The following is a 16,841-nucleotide window of genomic DNA, read 5'->3' on the forward strand; positions in this document are numbered from 1 at the left end:
CTGACAGATTTTTTATTTATTTACAATTACTTTTAGCGTTTTCTTGATGTTTGGAGTTTCGATAACTACAACATACATATTACTTTCAGCATCAGGTAATTGAATTTCAGTTCTTACCGTAGATGATTTCAATGTTTTAATCAATTGACCAGAAACATTATACAAACTTATTTGCATGTTTTCTAATTCTTCCGCAGGGTAATCTGCTTCAACTGTAATCACTTGTCCTGATTGAATTGGGTTAGGATAAAGTCTTGCAGCTAACGATTTTTGAGTCGTTATTTTGGTACTACATGTTTGAAGTGTTTTTCCGTCTTTGGTCGTCATTTTTACACTAAAATCTGCAGATTTATCTAAAGAATTCGCCAAATCATCTCCCGCTGAATAGTATTGACCCGTTCCTACCAATTGACCATTTTTAAACCATTGGTACGAAACAAACTCATAACCTCCGTTAGTCTGAGGATTATTATTGATAAGCAATACATTGTTGAATTTTTGATGAACAATGTCATAGAAACCAAATGGTTTTTCTATAGTTAAAGCATAATTGGCAGTTACAGTTCCGTCTTGTGAAGTCACAGTAACATTTTGCGTATAAATTCCCGGTTTAGGAGGCGTAATTGTAAAATTGGCAGAAGGCGAGAATGTTGCTCCTGTTTCATTTGTGAAGGCAACATTTACATTGCTTTCTCCACATTCCATCAAATACTTAATTTCTTTTGCCGGATTTAGATATACTTGACTGCCAAGTGTAATTTTTGATACCGTTACATCATTATTTTTAATTACCAGAACTTGCGAAACATCTGCTGCTGGTAAGTAATTTTCATTACCATCCTGATGTGCTACAATTAATACTTCGCCAGATCGTAGAACATTTACTAAACCAAGCGCTGAAACATTAGCTGGCGGCAGGGCAGAAGTGTAAGTGAACGAGTAACGAATTGGTAAACCTGAATTAGAAGAACCATTTAAACTAAAGTCATTACCTACTCCAAAAATCTTTGGCAAAATGGCTCCAAATGTAATTTGCTGTGCCGCTTTGTTGATAGTAAGCTGTGCAGTAAGTGTTACTGGAGAACAATTTGGTGAACTTACATCTGGTGTTACTGTTGCTGTAACAGTATAAACTCCTGCATTAGTTGCTCCGTTTGCTGTTCCTGTTGATGGAGTAGTAGCATATACTACGCTTGCCCCGGCAGGAAGATTTGCAACTTGTATGGTGCGTACACTTCCGTTATAAGTAAATGCAGCATTAGCAAAAGTTACCTGATCTAATGGAGAAGCAGTTACAGTAAGGTTTTGCTGTTGTGTTGCGAAATTTCCGCTAGCATCAGTATAAGTCCATGTAATTACATAATTACCTACAGCAGTATAAGTTAAAGGATCTGTTGTTGTTGCAGATATAATTCCGGAACAATTATCAGTTGCTGTTGGTATTGTAATTTGCGCTGGTAAAATCGAACAATAGTTCGAAATGGCAGGAAGATTTGCTACATTAGGCACTGGCGCAGTTACATCTTGAATTGTAGATATAGTTACATTTTGTGTTAAAGTACAGTTGTTTGCATCAGTAATAAGTACAGAATAATTTCCTGCGCTTAATCCGGTTGCTGTTGCTGCATTTCCGCCAGAAGGTGACCATGCATACGTATAAACACCAGTTCCGCCTGTTACAGTTACAGTTGCCGAAGCATCACTTTGTCCGTTGCAAGAAACATTCACTTGTGATGTTGTTGCTGCAAGTAGAGCAGGTTCTGTTATTGTAACTGTTGCTGTTGTTTGACAGGTGTTAGCATCAGTGATAGTTACCGTATAAGTTCCGGCAGTAAGTCCTGATGCAGTTGCAGCAGTTCCTCCAGAAGGTGACCATACATAACTGTAAGCACCAGTTCCGCCCGTTACTGAAACAGTTGCAGATCCGTTAGATCCACCGTTACAAGAAACGTTAGTTTGAGATGGTGTTGCTATTAAAGCAGCTGGTTGTGTTAATGTAAAACTTTGTGTTGTCTGACATAAATTAGCATCTGTAATAGTTACTGTATAAGTTCCTGCAGTAAGTCCTGATGCAGTTGCAGCAGTTCCGCCAGAAGGTGACCATACATAACTATATGCGCCTGTTCCTCCAGTTACAACTACTGAAGCTGATCCGTTAGAACCTTCATTACATGAAATATTTGTTTGTGAAGGAGTAACTACTATTGGAGTAGGTTCTGTAATTGTAAAGTTTTTTACAATTGAACATCCGTTTGCAGAAGTTATGGTTACCGAATAATTACCCGCTGTAAGTCCTGTTGCTGTTGAAGCAGTTCCTCCAGTTGGAGCCCAAACATATGTATATGGACCCGGAGCTCCTGAAGGTACTACTGTTGCAGTTCCTGTGTTTGATCCATTACATAAAACATTGGTTTGAGATACTGTAGCAACTAATGTATTTACAGTAGTGATTGTAAAGTTTTTTGTAATTGTACATCCATTAGCATCTGTGATCAGAGCGCTATAATTGCCAGCTGATAAACCTGTTACTGTTTGAGTTGTTACTCTATTAGACCATAAATAATTGTAAGGAGTTGTTCCTCCTGATGGAGTAACAGAAGCTTGCCCACCCACAACACAAGTTGCATTGATTTGTGATGTTGTAGCTGTTAAAACAGAAGGCTGATTGATTGTAAAAGTTTTAGTTAAGGTACATCCGTTATTATCTGTAATTAAACAGCTATAATTTCCAGCAGTAAGGCCAGTTGCAGTTGCAGCTGTTCCTCCAGAAGGAGACCATAAGTAGGTATAGTTTAATGTTCCTCCAGAAGCAGTTACCGTTGCTGTACCAGTTGCTCCTCCATTACAAAGAACATTAGTTTGTGATGTCGTTGCTGCTAAAATTGCAGGTTCTGTTATGGTAACATTTGCTGTGTATGTACAAGTGTTAGCATCCTGAATAGTTACAGTATAAGTTCCCGCCGCTAATCCTGAAGCAGTTTTAGCAGTTCCTCCTGTTGGCGACCATTGGTAGCTATATGGAGCTGTAGCTCCTGTTGCATTTACAGTAGCGCTACCGTTAGTTCCTCCATTACATGAAACATTTGTTTGTGTTACTGTTGCAGAAAATGCAGCAGGTGTGCTAATGGTAATATTTTTAACCAATGTACATCCGTTTGCATCTGTAATAGTACAAGTATAATTTCCTGCTGGTCTGCCACTAATAGAGGATGAAGTTCCTCCCAAAGGAGCCCATAAATAAGTATAAGTAGGAGTTCCTCCTGATACTGTTACGCTTGCAGTACCATTTGATCCTCCAAAACAACTAACACCAGTTGATGCTGTTGATGCAGAAAGAATGGCTGCTGGTTGTGTAATAGTAAAAGTTTGTGTTGTTTGACATAAGTTAGCATCAGTAATAATTACTGTATAAGTTCCTGCAGCAAGTCCTGTTGCAGTTGCAGCAGTTCCGCCAGATGGAGACCATGAATAAGTATAAGTTCCTGTTCCGCCTGTTGCACTTACTGTTGCAGATCCTGTAGCTTCGTTGCGACATCCTATATTAGTTTGCGCAACTGGTGTAGCAACCAATGCACTTGGCTCGGTAATAGTAAAACTTTGCGTTGTTTGACACAAGTTGGCATCTTTTATTGTTACTGTGTAAGTTCCTGCTGTAAGCCCTGTTGCAGTTGCTGCAGTTCCTCCCGTTGGTGACCATAAATAAGTATAAGTTCCTGTTCCTCCTGTTACGTTTACTGTTGCCTCTCCTGTTGCAGCGCCATTACATACTAGATTAGTTTGCGATGTTGTTACAGAAAGTGGAGTAGGTTCGGTAATAGTAAAACTTTGGGTAGTTTGACATGAGTTTGCATCAGTAACAGTTACTGTATAAGTACCTTGTGTAAGACCTGATGCTGTTGCTCCCGTACCTCCTGATGGAGACCATGAATAAGTGTAGCTGCCAGTTCCTCCAGTAACTGCAACAGTTGCAGTTCCGTTTGAACCTCCGTTACAGCTTACATTATTTACTGTACCCTGTGATGCCGCCAATACTGGTGGCTCCGTTACCATAATATCGCTTACAGTTTTTGTACAGCCTTTAAAATCTGTAATAGTTACATTGTAAATTCCGGCAGAAAGTCCTGTAATAGCAGAAGTTGTAGCTCCGTTCGACCATAAATAAGTATATCCGGGAGTACCTCCGGTTGCAGTAATAGAAGCAACACCATTTGAGCCTCCGTTACAAGAAACATTAGTTACAGCCGGAGTTCCGTTTAATACTGGAGGCTGAGTTACTGCAATATTGCTTACCGTTCCTGTACATCCGTTATTATCGGTGATGGTTACTGAATAAGTACCAGCAACTAAACCTGTTCTGTCTTCAGTTGTAATACCACCACCCCAATTGAAGGTATAGGGAGCTGTACCGCCTGATGGTGTAAGGTTGATAGTTCCATTTGTACCTGCAAAACAAGATACGTTGGTTACTACTGTAGTACCGCCAACTGCAGCAGTAGGTTGTGCCACAGCAATATTACTTACCGTTCCTGTACATCCGTTAACATCGGTAATGGTAACTGAATAAGTACCAGCTGCTAAACCTGTTCTGTCTTCAGTTGTAATACCGCCACCCCAATTAAAGGTGTATGGACCAGTACCGCCTGATGGAGTAAGGTTGATAGCTCCGTTTGAGCCTGCAAAACAAGATATGTTGGATACTACTGTAGTTCCACTAACTACAGCAGGAGGTTGCGTTATTGTAATATTATTTAGCGTTATAGTACATGAATTTGCATCTGTAACCGTCACGCTGTAAGTACCTGCTGGACGACCTGTTATAGCAGCTGTTGAAGCACCTGTATTCCATAAGTACGTATAACCTCCGGCTCCTCCTGTTGCAGTTACAGAAGCGACACCATTACTGCCTCCATTACATGATACGTTTGTAACAGCAGATGTAGCATTTAATACACTTGGTTGTGTTACTTGAATATTATTTACCGTTTTGGTACAAGAATTTGCGTCTGTAACAGTTACACTATATGTTCCAGCCATAAGACCTGTAATAGCAGATGTTGTAGCACCAGTATTCCATAGATAAGTATAACCTCCTGCACCTCCAGTTGCAGATACAGCAGCAACACCATTAGCACCTCCATTACACGCTACGTTTGTAAAAGCAGGTGAAGCGTTTAATACAGGTGGCTGAGTTATAGTAGCAGATCTAGTTATTTGTGTTCCTTCACCATCGGTAACCGTTACATTATAAACTCCAACACCAAGAACAGATGCTGTTGCATTTGTTCCTCCAGATGGCGACCATGAATAAGTATAAGGAATTGATCCTCCGCTTACAACAATTGTAGCAGTACCATTGTTTCCTCCGTTACAGCTGACATTTGTTTTAGCAATAGTTGCCGGAGCAGTTAATGCAGCTCCTGTTGTAAAATTAAATTCACCTCCGTAATTAGTTCCGCCGCTATTGGTAGCATACGCTCTATAATAAATAGTTGTTGCAGCAGGAAGTCCCGTTACAACATTACCAAATGTCCCAGTTCCGGTCCCTATTTGAACTTTATTATTTGCAATAGTTGGGTTTACCGTTGTAGCCCACACAATTCCTCTTTCTATGGTTGTATCACCACCATCAGCAGTAACCTCACCACCAAGTGTTGCAGAAACAGATTTGATGCTTGCTGCCACAGCAGATGTTACAGTTGGTGCAACTGCAAGTGTAATACTTGGTGCAGGATAACTAGTAGGAATTATTCCTAAATCAACGGTTCCGTTACTATGTGACCAGTATATGGCTGAAGGATTGTTAATTTTTGCCAATAAATCAGCAGTAGTACCTGTCAAAGTCCCTATGTATTTACTGTTATTAGCTTCAGCGGGACCTGATGCCGGAAACAACGAAATACAATTTACCCCGTTGGTTAAACCGGGAGGTAATGAACTTTCAGATCCTCCAAATAAATTTACTTGTGCTGCATTACTCCATGTTGTTATAGGGTCATAATCTGAAGAGTTATAATCTGCATGGATACCTCCAATAAATGTAGGTACCGCCGGTCTTGGACCCGTTGCAGACTGATACACCAATATTTGGTCGCCGGCATTAGTAAGATTAAAACCTGAACCTGACGCAAGTGTTACTCCAGTTGTGCCTGTAACTGTAAAAGTATCAGCCGAAGTTTCGACTATTGATACAATTTTACCAGCAGGTGTAAAGGCTGGAACAGTCCACAATAAATGTGTTTCGAAGTTTGTTGGAGTCCATGAACCGTTTCCCCAGCCATCTTCTGTAAAATATACAAGCGTTCCGGCATTGATATCTTTAAGAGTGATAAAAGAGAAACCATCGGTTGGAGTTCCCGCTTGATAACCAATAAATGCTATATCACCTGGCGCCAAGACAGTTGCCTGGGCTTTAAGGTTTTGTTGTACAAAAAATGTACACAAAAAGATGATAAATAAGAGTAATTTTTTTTTCATAACATACAGTTTAGTTTAATGACATAAATAGGCATTTTGCCAGCCGCCCATTTGTTCCGGTTTAGTAGATAAAGTGAAAGCCTTAATAAAATGCCCGTCATTAACGAATGTTTCAATTTTATTAAAACTTATATTGTTAGAAGAATCAAGATTTAATTTATACACATGATGATTAAATAATGTTCTGTTTGTACCCTTATCAAATTCAATATTTCCTCTAGGTCCGGCAATATTAAGTTTGCTCATTTCTTCAATTAAAGAGTTTATATTAAGATTGTTCTCTGCATTTAAAAGAAGGGTTTTTAGTATTAATCCTTTTTCATAACCTAAAGTCGAAAATATTGAAGGACTATCTGAGTATTTGCTTTTATACTCATCGGTAAAGTTGCTATTATCACTATCATTTTGCATCCATGAACTTACAACATAAAGTTCGTGAGGCTCATTTTTATATTCTTCTAAAATTTTATCATTGATAAAAAACGGAGTAACATAAAACGGATACTTTTTAGTAACTTTATTTTGATTTACAAAATCGGCATTTTCCTCTGCATATAAGCCACTATAGAAAGCAAAAACAGCATCAGGTTCATAAGAATTTATGATGTTATCCATATGTGCCGATTCATTTTCTCTGGGAACAAAAGGTGTAATATAGTGACCTGCGAAAATTGGTTTATCTTTAAAAGCATATTCAATTGCTGATAACATGCCGTAACCTGAATCATAAAACGAAGTTGAGGTTACCACTTTTTGAAAGTTTTTGGCAGTTAGATAAGTACCTAAATGATAACACGATTCCGTTAGCCCATAGGAGTTAATATAAACACCTTTGTAAGTAGGTGTTTCATAAGGTAATGTTGCTCCGGTATCAGCGGCAAGCAATAGGATATCGTTTTTTGAAGCATAGTTATAAACCTCAGATATATTATAATGCCCAAAAAAGCCAATGATAATTGATACATCTTCTTGAAAATTTAACTTTTGTATTTTCTCGATTATCAGTTTCTCATCTGCACCAATACCGATATTTTCGATGTAAAATTTCACATTAGGATTAGTAAGTTTTAATCCTCTCATAAAATCTCTGTCGAGCGTTGGATATTGTTGTGATTTTGGAAGTAGAATTCCTATTTTAGTAAAGTTATCCATAAATTTTGATTAAAAAAACAGAGGCATTATCGCCTCTGTTTTATTTTTAATGCTATTAGTTTCTAGATGGAAAAATCCCTTCTAAAGCTATACAGTAATTTATACCTAGATATGGGTTTCTTAAACCAAATGGTTGGCTACCTCCTGCAACACCTGTAGCACCGCTAATTGCTGCAGTTACACCACCAACTGCATTACTTGTCCCTCCAGTTTCACTATAGATATTTGGAGTAGTTCCTCCAGCAGCAAAATAATTATTACCACCATCAGGATCATTGCTTATTGGTTTTAAACTTATTGCATTGACAGCCACAGTAATAGGAGATGTAGCCGCAGCAAGAGGGTGACCGTGTATAGGCATATTGTTTGCTGTAAGTGTAATGCTTTCAACCCCAGCTACTTCTCCCTGAACAATAGTAGTTAAACCAGGTCCTTGTCCCATTCCTACAAGAGATCTTCCTCTTAAATCAGGCAGAGCAAATGTTGTTTGACCATTTCCTCCGTAAGTTGTTCCCAGTAAAGAGAATAAAGCAGTGTTTTGAGCTATTCCTAAAGTTTGTCCCCAGCAAAATGCCCATCCTCTAGGGTTAAAGTTAAATCCAAAAGCTAGAATTGTTCCTAAAAATACGTCCATAATTGTTTTTGTTTAATTGGTTAATGTTAGTGATAGATTATTAATGGTTAATATGATTTAATTACAGTTTAGTTTTTAATTCTTCAATAGCGAAGTTAATTCATGTAATCTTCTTACAAGCAGGTATTTACACCTGTTTTTTGAATAATTAAAACATTTACAATTAAAAAGAAAAAGTACTTTGTTGATGGTTCTATAAATACTGTATAATAAACACTCTTTCTTCAATTTGATTTTAAAATTAAATATCTATTACCTATAACAAGAAAAATATGTTACAGAACGGTTTTTTTATGTCATGAAATCTCCTTTTTATGTCAGATAAATTTTGGGTGATAACTGCTGGATATGCGAATTCATTATTCAATTAAAAAGTAGTTTTTTATTGAATAATGTAATAATGAAATACCTGTTTGGAGGCTTGTAGAAAAGGGTTTCGTGTGTTTGAACGAATAAATTTACAAAAATAAATAACGCAACTATCAGTAAGATAGAGTTTTTTAAGTAAATTCTTATTTAATGAATGAAATAAAGAAAAGGAGTAAGCTTACATTCGTTTAATGACTATCTCTGCGAATATTGATAAAAAAATTAGCAGCTTAAACGTGAATTTTTATTGAACCATTAACCACAAGTTAAGGTTATCACCAGATTAAATCTTCGGTAATAAACGCATCATCAAAAATTGTAACAAATAATGCTTACACACTTTTGATGGCGTTTATGGATGGTGGAGATGAATAAACTTTTTTAGTTAATTGCGAAAAGGGAATAGTAAAGTGCTATTCCCTTTTTATTTCAATTATTTTTCGATTGTTCTCAACGCTTTTTTTATAATATAAATGGTTTCTTTTGATGCGCTTTTTTCCTGCCATTTGGCACAAATATTTAAAACAAATTGCGGCTTGGTTTTACTAACATCGTTCAGCCAGTTTGCCACACTGTTTTGCACATATTTTGAAGAATCAGAATATAAGTGTTCTAAAATCACCAAACCTAACTCCGGATTTTGTTTTAATTTCTCGATATGTTCACTCCAAACACCTCTTGGTCGCGTAGCTTCACTTGCAAAGCGTCTTACATTTTCATCTGTATGATTTGTCCATTTTGAAAGGATTGCTAAACTTTCGTCAAGATTTTTAATTAATTCAGGTCGAATTGCCAGCCAGCTTATTTCTCTAACACCAAAATGTTTATCTGCTGCAAAAGGCTTAATTTGGGTAAGTTTTTCGGCAATTGTTAAGTTGGTATTGTGACCAATGATGTAGGTCGCCCAACATCGTACCAAATCTGATTGATGTGATTGTATTGTGTCAAGAATTTTTGCATCGCTTTCTTGCGTTACCATTTCTAAAAGACCATTTCCAATAGTTTCGTTTATCGTATTAACCGTTTGTTTCTGCAAGGAGTTAATGCTATTGATAATTGGTTCAATATATTGATTAAGGTTAAGCTGTTTTAATACATTTTCAAGAAGTAATTTTTGATCTACAGCTAACCATTCTACTAAATTTGCAGTTTCAATTTCTCCTTTATTTAATTGATTTAAGATTGATGTTGGAATATCTTTTGCAGAACGGGATCCTTTACGTTTTGTTTCAATCATGATAATTTTATTGGCTTGTAATTTCAGGTTTGTGCTTTAAGGGACTCAACTATTGATGTCTTTTTAATTTGTTATTTTTGTAAAGGTTCAAAATAGATTCAACATAGGCAATAACGCATATTATTGCCTCATAGGGATAAAAAAGTCACTGTTATGAAAATAAAGGAAAGAGTAGAAGAAAATAAAATTTGTCCGTTAGAAATTGCTGTAAATTCTATCAGCGGAAAATGGAAAATTCCTATTGTTTGGCAAATTAACGAAGGAAAGAAACGTCCGAGTGAATTTTTACGTGGTATTGCTAAAGTAGACAGGCGCGTTTTGAATCAACAGCTTAAAGAGATGGAACAAGACGGAATTTTAATTAAAAAGTCTTTCAATGAGTTACCCCCAAGGGTAGAATATTCTCTGACTGAAGTAGGAAAGAAGCTGGTAGAAGTTTTATGGTTGCTAAACGATTGGGGAAAATTGCTAATTGTCGACGAAGAAGTTTAATTTCTGCAATGAAAAGATTTATTTTTGCAGCTCAACCAGAATTCTACCAAACTCAAATTTCAATACTTTATGAAGGCAGTTATTTTCGACATGGATGGTGTAATTATCGATTCGGAACCGTTTTGGCAAAGAGCCGAATTCGAGGTTTTTTCATCCCTTGGCGTAGCCTTAAATACAGAATTTACTACTTTAACCAAAACAATGACCACCGTAGAAGTAACAAAGTTTTGGTACGATAAATTTCCCTGGGAAAGCAAAACGCTCGAAGAGGTTGAAGAAATGGTAATCGTAAGAGTAATGGAGCTGATAGAGCAGGTTGGTGGCGAAATAAACGGCATTGAATCGTTTGTAAAAAAACTTAAATCAAATGGTTTTAAAATTGGTCTTGCAACAAATTCTCCATATAAAATAATACCTGTAGTTTTAGAAAAAGCGGGTATTGCTGAATATTTTGATATCATCTTCTCGGCAGAATTTGTACCATTAGGAAAACCTGATCCTGCTATATATTTAATGACATCGAAAGAATTGGGTATCGATCCTGAAAATTGCATTGTTATCGAAGATTCATATTCGGGAATGATGGCGGCGAAAAAGGCTGGTATGAAAGTCGTAGCCTTTACAAACGGAAATCAGGATGTTAACCTAAGTTTAGCCGACTATAAAATGGAGAGTTTTCTGGAACATGAGCTTACTATATTCTCTTGATTTTTGTCTTTTCAATAGATACGTAAGTTTGTAAATTGATTTATCGAATATAGGTTTGTAAAACGGTAAGTCTTTCTTTTACCGTTAGATCACCTTCCAGAAATAAAGTTGCGAATTTTACTTCTTCCATCCATTGTTTTTGCTGCTTAAAACTTCTGCTGGTGGTATTTTCTTCTAAATCATATTCGGCAGCCCAGGCTAGAAATTCCTTGTATTTTGCATTTAATTTTTCGTCGAATAAAATTTTATTTCCATATCTCGAGATTTCCCGTTCAGCCAATCTTTGAAATCTGATTTCCTGCGGAATATATAGTAATACAACAAGATCAAATAGATCTTTATAATCTGTTTTCCAACGAAATATAGAACCGGTAACTACTACATTCTCCTGAGAATAAAAATCGCTTTCAAATAAGGAATTGCGTTCCTCATAATTTTTTGCTTCCTGAAAAGGAGGATCTGTTTTTTCCCAAAAGTACTCATCAGAATCCAGGTGCAAAAAGCAATCGTTATTTTTGACGAAACAATCCCCAAGTGTTGTTGCGCCGGCTCCCGATGCCCCCATAATCATTATTCTCATCTTGTTTTTAATTAATGCTTCAATTCAATTTATCCTTTAGAATATAAAAATAGTTATAATCTTTAAAGATGAATTCAATTTGTTTTAAATAAAAACAGAAATAAATTTTTGAAATATTTTGTCACTAAGATCGTTTCAATAACCAATGAACTCAGTGTAATATAACATTACATCATGAATTTGTATATTTGTGAACTTTCTTAACCTACTAAAGTCTATAATGCCTGAATTTTCACCACTGGATCCAAAAACAGTTTTCCTGCTTTATTTTTGGGGAAACTGGTTTATTTGCATTCTCATTTTTAGTTATTCGTTTTCGTATGCTTCGATTGAAAACAAAAGAAAATTAAACATTTTTGGTTACGGAAAAATAACCCTGACGATTGGTTGGGTTCTTATTTTTTTAAGAAACATAATCCCGGATTTTATTTCGATTAATATTGCCAATTCTATCATTTTGTGCGGATGCTGCTATGAAACAATAGCGATGATATCGATGCTCAAATTGAAATCAAGAAGGTGTAATCGTTTGCAAATAGCCATAACCATTGCCGCAATAGCAGTTTTTAACATTGCAACATTATTCGAGAGTACGGTGAATACCCGAATTGTAATTATGTCACTGGGAATTTTTGCCATTTTTTTACCACCAACAATTAATTATTTCAAAGAAAAAGGAAATAATCTTTTCCGGATGTTTTATTTATTGGGCTACGCTGTTTTTGAAATTTTAATCTTCTTACGTGCAGTTTATAATTATATCAATCCGCAGGAATATTTTTTTTCGTACCGTGTCTTCGACAGTTTGTACAGTATTAGTTTGTTTTTGCTCACTCTTATTGGTACAGTAGGATTTTTGTTGCTGGTAAAAGAAAAACAAGATCTTAAAATCAAAAAGCTATTAAACGATAAAAACTTATTCTTTTCGATTATAGCGCACGATCTAAAAGGCCCTTTAGGATCATCGGTTGCATTATCAGAAATATTAGCCGAGGAAATTGATGCTTACAGTCGGGAAGAGATCAGGGAAATTACAGGAATGCTTCACGAATCGAACAAAAACATTTATAAGCTGCTGGAGAATCTTTTAGACTGGTCGCGGGTACAAACCGGAATGATTGAATACAGTCCTAAAAAAGTAGTATTGAATACCCTGATTGAAGAGAATATAGCACTTAACAGAAATACAGCATTAAATAAAAACATTGATCTTAGATTTGAATCGAATGAAATTATCGAAGTAGAACTCGATAAATACATGATTGATACCGTTTTGAGAAATTTGCTGACCAATGCCATTAAATTTACGGATCAGCAAGGCAAAATTAGTATCACCATAAAAAGGAGAAACCAAAAAGCAGAGGTATCAATCACGGACAACGGTATTGGAATTCCTGATAATATAAAAGAAAAACTTTTTAAAATTAATGCCAAAGTAATCCAGAAAGGAACAGAAAACGAAAGCGGTAACGGATTGGGATTATTACTCTGCAGTGAATTTATAAAAAAACACCAAGGCGAAATTTGGGCCGAAAGTGAATTTGGAAAAGGAAGTACTTTTAAGTTTATTTTACCGTTGGAAAATTAAATTCCAATTTTTAATTAAGTTTTAAATAAAAAAAAGTCCCCCAGTTTCATAAGGGTGTGAAACTGGGGGACGAATAAAAAAAATAAAACACAATCTTTAGAACGAATATCTCAATCCAAGCTGTCCTTGGAATCTTGAAGCCAATTGATCTATAGTATAAGGTGTAGCCGTAGGTTTTTGGAAAGTATATGTTGGATCGCCAGTAGCAACTCCGCCTAAGTTTCCTGATTTTGTTAACCCAAGGTTAGCTGTCGAATTGTAAGTGTTTGGAACAAAATAGCTTCTTCCCCAATCTTTATTGATAAGGTTTCCAACATTGGCCATGCTAAATGAAATTTGGAATGTACCAACTTTTTGAACTTTGATTTCATCTGTTAATTTCAAATCTGCCTGAATGTTCCAGGGAGTTGTATCACCATTTCTTTGTGTGAATGTTCCTCTTCTGCTTTTCAAATAATCATTTCCGTTGATGAAAGCTTCGTAAGCTGCAACTTGTTGAGCCGCTGTAGCTGATGGAACACCTGCTGCACTTACTCCGATATATTTAGCTGCTTCTGCTGCATCTTTAAAGATATAAGCCAATCCTGCTGCCTGTCCTGTTCCTGCAATGGTTGAGTTTACAAATCCCCATGAGAACGGATTTCCTGATTGCGCATTAAAATACACATTAGCAGAGAAAGTATTATTGTCAGCCAGTTTTACCGCATATCCAACATTAGAAACAATTCTGTGTTTGATATTAAAATTCGAAGTGGCCAATTGAGGATCATTAGGTGTCAATGACTGGTTCATCTGGAAGTTACTTTCCATAGAGTTACGAATTCCGTTTGTAACGTCACGAGAATCTCCATAAGTGTACGCGACCATAAAATTCAAACCAAAATCGTATGATTTCGAAACCATTTCAGTAATGCTGTATCTATATCCTTTATTTGTATTTGATAATAAGTAAGCATTAGAAAAAGCTGGGTTTATGTTTGCTGCATAAATTGGCATTTGGTGATTCGTATCGTAAGAGAAATAAGTTGGGTTATCAGTCTTATTTACTTGTTGAAACTCAAGATCACGAATTACTTTAGTATAAATACCTTCTGTTGTAAATTTATATCCGCCGATAATTTTATCAATAGCCAAAGAGTTTCTTAAAACAGACGGCATTTTAAATTTATTATCTACTAAATCGGCCTGTACTTTTGGCGTTGCATCATGATAACCGTTTAATCCGCCTGTTGCTAATGGATCTCCCGCTGCTGTAACCTGAGCAGGAGTAAGGTTATTTTTATCATAACTTCCGTAACCAACACCATCATTATAGTAAGCATATCCTAACCATGCAAACGGAATTCTGCCTGTAAATACTCCAGAACCACCTCTTAAAACAAGGGTTTTATCTTCGTCTACATTATAGGTAAATCCAACTCTTGGCGAAACTAATGCTGTAGTAAAAAAGTTATTATTAATTTGATTTAAAGGAGTGTAACTGTATGTATTACCATAATTAGGATCAGCAGGAGAATTTTGTACCTGAGGGCTTAATTTTGGTTTATTTGGCAAATCAGTATAATCAACTCTTACACCGGGAGTAACTTTAAGTTTGTTTCCAATTCTAATCTCATCCTGTACATAAACGCTATAAAGATTTACTTTGAATTTAGCATACGGATTATTAAAGATTTCATCTCTTGTAGAACCGTCAAAAGGATACGTGCCACGAACACGAGTAGGAAGTTTATTCATGAAATCTGCAAGAGATTTATAAGAAACTCTTCCGTTTAGCGCATTTACAAATCCGTAATTAATGTCGTAGAATTCGTTGTGCGTACCAAACAATAAAGTATGATTTCCTGTTTTGTAAGTAAGGTTGTCCGTGATTTCGGCTGTATTTTGTTTCATATTAAAAACAGTAGCTTCACGATCATTTCCTAAGAAAATTGTTCCTCCGTTGTAACCAATTTCTGCCTGAGGAAACATGGCATTTGATGATTTTGGATCACGATAATCTTTAATAGCCGAATAACTTGCAAGGAATGAGTTCGACCATTGGCTGTTAAAGTGGCTTTTTAATTCTAAAACCGTACTAATAGATTGGTTTTTTTGCGTAAAATCCATGCTTGAAAACCTGAAGTTTGCTGCATCACGCTCTAAGTTCGAAGCCTGAGAAATAACTGTATTGTTTCTTAACGAAAGAGAGTGTTTGTCATTAATTTTCCAATCTAATTTATTAAAGAATTTTTGGCTTTTTGCAAAGTTGTTGTAAGCACCATAACTTCCCGGATCAAACCCGTAATTTGTTTTTACGAAGTTCGAAATTTGTTCTGCTGTAGCATTATCAACCAATGAAGTCAATTTTCCGTTAGAATCTGTTTGTCCTGCGTTGTAGAACAAAGGATCTGTTCTTTCAGCATATTCCATGTTGGTAAAAAAGAACAATTTGTCTTTGATGATAGGTAAACCTAATCTGAAACCAACTTGGTAATCACCAAAAGAATTTGGCATTTTCGATCCATCACCAGCATTATTAGGACCAGTAATAGCAGCATTTCTGCCATAACTATAAATAGATCCTGTTACTTCATTTGTACCACTGCGGGTAACAGCATTTACGCTTCCTCCTAAAAAGTTACCCAATTTAATGTCGTAAGGAGCAATATAAACCTGAATATCCTGTATCGCATCCAAACTTATAGAGTTCGAGCGCGTGCTGCTTCCGGGCATTCCTGAAGTTCCGGACTGACCACCTAAAGACGGGCTAAAACCAATTGCATCATTATTGATAGAACCATCAATTGTTACGTTGTTGTATCTAAAGTTCGTTCCTGCAAAAGAGTTGTTTGAACTTTGAGGCACCAGTTTGGTAACATCCTGAATTCCTCTGTTGATTAACGGTAAACCATTAATTTTTTTCTCATTAATACTTGTTCCGTTATTTTTAGACGAAGGTTTAGAGCCTGTAATCACCACTTCTTCTAATACATTATTATCTGATTTACCCACCACAATTACTGGTAAATCATTATCGCCTAATGCTAAATGTATTTGTGCATTAGAATAATCTTTGGTTTCTGAACTTTTAATTTCAAGTTCGTAAGGTCCACCGGCATTTAAATTTTCGAAACTAAATCTACCTTGTTTGTCTGTTACAGCCCTGTAAACTGCATTAGTAGGTAAATGTGTCAACGTAACCTCGGCGCCAGTAAGCGGACTTGTACCATCGCTAACCTTTGCAGATAAAGATGAGGTTGTAATTTGAGCAAAAATGTTCCCCATAACAAGAAGCATGAATGCTGAAAAAAAGAGTTTTAGTTTTGTCATGTTGTTTTTAGTTTTTATTTGACAAAGAAACTCCCTTTGTTTCGATCAGATTTAACGCTTTTGTTAACTTAAAATCATAAAACAATTCATTGTTAACTTAGGATTATGAAGATGTTATTTCTGTAAAATCTATTGAACTCTTTAAAATCAGGTACTTGCGTAAAAAGCTAAAAATAAGTAGATTAAAGCTAGATTTAAAGTAGATTAGAAAAAGATTAGAGTGTTATGTAAATGTTACCGATTGTAAAAAGCGACATCATCGAATAGTAACATTGTGACTTAAAATAGAGAATTG

Annotated in this window: 9 protein-coding genes; 3 read left to right on the plus strand and 6 right to left on the minus strand. The window is 35.9% G+C overall.

Going from position 1 to position 16,841, the window contains the following annotated elements:
- Nucleotides 1-12: 12 nt before the first annotated feature.
- The 4 genes from LNP81_RS16725 to LNP81_RS16740 form a co-directional block, all read right to left on the minus strand.
- Nucleotides 13-6,474: a T9SS type A sorting domain-containing protein gene (locus LNP81_RS16725; protein WP_230037773.1), complete on the minus strand. Its 6,462-nt coding sequence runs from the start codon at nt 6,472-6,474 to the stop codon at nt 13-15.
- 15 nt (nt 6,475-6,489) lie between these two features.
- Entirely contained in the window at nt 6,490-7,626 is a 1,137-nt protein-coding gene (locus tag LNP81_RS16730; RefSeq protein ID WP_230037775.1) for an ABC transporter substrate-binding protein, read from the minus strand.
- Nucleotides 7,627-7,681: 55 nt separating this feature from the next.
- On the minus strand, nt 7,682-8,260 hold the full coding sequence (locus tag LNP81_RS16735; RefSeq protein ID WP_230037777.1) for a phage tail protein: 579 nt from the start codon (nt 8,258-8,260) through the stop codon (nt 7,682-7,684).
- A gap of 802 nt (nt 8,261-9,062) precedes the next feature.
- Complete coding sequence (locus LNP81_RS16740; protein WP_230037779.1) at nt 9,063-9,866, minus strand: DNA alkylation repair protein; 804 nt, start codon at nt 9,864-9,866, stop codon at nt 9,063-9,065.
- A 153-nt stretch (nt 9,867-10,019) separates the two neighbouring features.
- Between LNP81_RS16740 and LNP81_RS16745 the strand changes: the two genes are divergently transcribed.
- Together LNP81_RS16745 and hxpB are read left to right on the plus strand one after the other, a co-directional pair.
- Nucleotides 10,020-10,358 (plus strand): winged helix-turn-helix transcriptional regulator, encoded by a 339-nt coding sequence (locus LNP81_RS16745; protein WP_230037781.1) that lies wholly within the window; start codon nt 10,020-10,022, stop codon nt 10,356-10,358.
- 69 nt (nt 10,359-10,427) lie between these two features.
- On the plus strand, nt 10,428-11,066 hold the full coding sequence (gene hxpB, locus LNP81_RS16750) for a hexitol phosphatase HxpB (RefSeq protein WP_230037783.1): 639 nt from the start codon (nt 10,428-10,430) through the stop codon (nt 11,064-11,066).
- Nucleotides 11,067-11,106: 40 nt separating this feature from the next.
- Here hxpB and LNP81_RS16755 read toward each other — a convergent pair whose 3' ends face one another.
- Nucleotides 11,107-11,646 (minus strand): AAA family ATPase, encoded by a 540-nt coding sequence (locus LNP81_RS16755; protein ID WP_230037785.1) that lies wholly within the window; start codon nt 11,644-11,646, stop codon nt 11,107-11,109.
- A 220-nt stretch (nt 11,647-11,866) separates the two neighbouring features.
- Here LNP81_RS16755 and LNP81_RS16760 point away from each other — a divergent pair, with 220 nt between their 5' ends.
- Entirely contained in the window at nt 11,867-13,234 is a 1,368-nt protein-coding gene (locus tag LNP81_RS16760; RefSeq protein ID WP_230037787.1) for a sensor histidine kinase, read from the plus strand.
- A gap of 96 nt (nt 13,235-13,330) precedes the next feature.
- Here the strand turns inward: LNP81_RS16760 and LNP81_RS16765 are convergent, their stop codons facing one another.
- A complete protein-coding gene (locus LNP81_RS16765) occupies nt 13,331-16,546 on the minus strand; it encodes a TonB-dependent receptor (RefSeq protein WP_230037789.1) in 3,216 nt (1,071 codons plus the stop codon).
- Between the last annotated feature and the right edge of the window lie 295 nt (nt 16,547-16,841).

The organism is Flavobacterium piscisymbiosum (assembly GCF_020905295.1).
GTDB classification, from domain to species: Bacteria; Bacteroidota; Bacteroidia; order Flavobacteriales; family Flavobacteriaceae; genus Flavobacterium; species Flavobacterium piscisymbiosum.

What these genes read in the sequence shown, in the direction of transcription:
- LNP81_RS16725 (WP_230037773.1), bottom strand. Translation starts at nt 6,474, where the DNA reads ATGAAAAAAAAATTACTCTTATTTATCATCTTTTTGTGTACATTTTTT.
- LNP81_RS16745 (WP_230037781.1), top strand. Translation starts at nt 10,020, where the DNA reads ATGAAAATAAAGGAAAGAGTAGAAGAAAATAAAATTTGTCCGTTAGAA.
- LNP81_RS16735 (WP_230037777.1), bottom strand. Translation starts at nt 8,260, where the DNA reads ATGGACGTATTTTTAGGAACAATTCTAGCTTTTGGATTTAACTTTAAC.
- LNP81_RS16730 (WP_230037775.1), bottom strand. Translation starts at nt 7,626, where the DNA reads ATGGATAACTTTACTAAAATAGGAATTCTACTTCCAAAATCACAACAA.
- LNP81_RS16740 (WP_230037779.1), bottom strand. Translation starts at nt 9,866, where the DNA reads ATGATTGAAACAAAACGTAAAGGATCCCGTTCTGCAAAAGATATTCCA.
- LNP81_RS16765 (WP_230037789.1), bottom strand. Translation starts at nt 16,546, where the DNA reads ATGACAAAACTAAAACTCTTTTTTTCAGCATTCATGCTTCTTGTTATG.
- LNP81_RS16760 (WP_230037787.1), top strand. Translation starts at nt 11,867, where the DNA reads ATGCCTGAATTTTCACCACTGGATCCAAAAACAGTTTTCCTGCTTTAT.
- hxpB (WP_230037783.1), top strand. Translation starts at nt 10,428, where the DNA reads ATGAAGGCAGTTATTTTCGACATGGATGGTGTAATTATCGATTCGGAA.
- LNP81_RS16755 (WP_230037785.1), bottom strand. Translation starts at nt 11,646, where the DNA reads ATGAGAATAATGATTATGGGGGCATCGGGAGCCGGCGCAACAACACTT.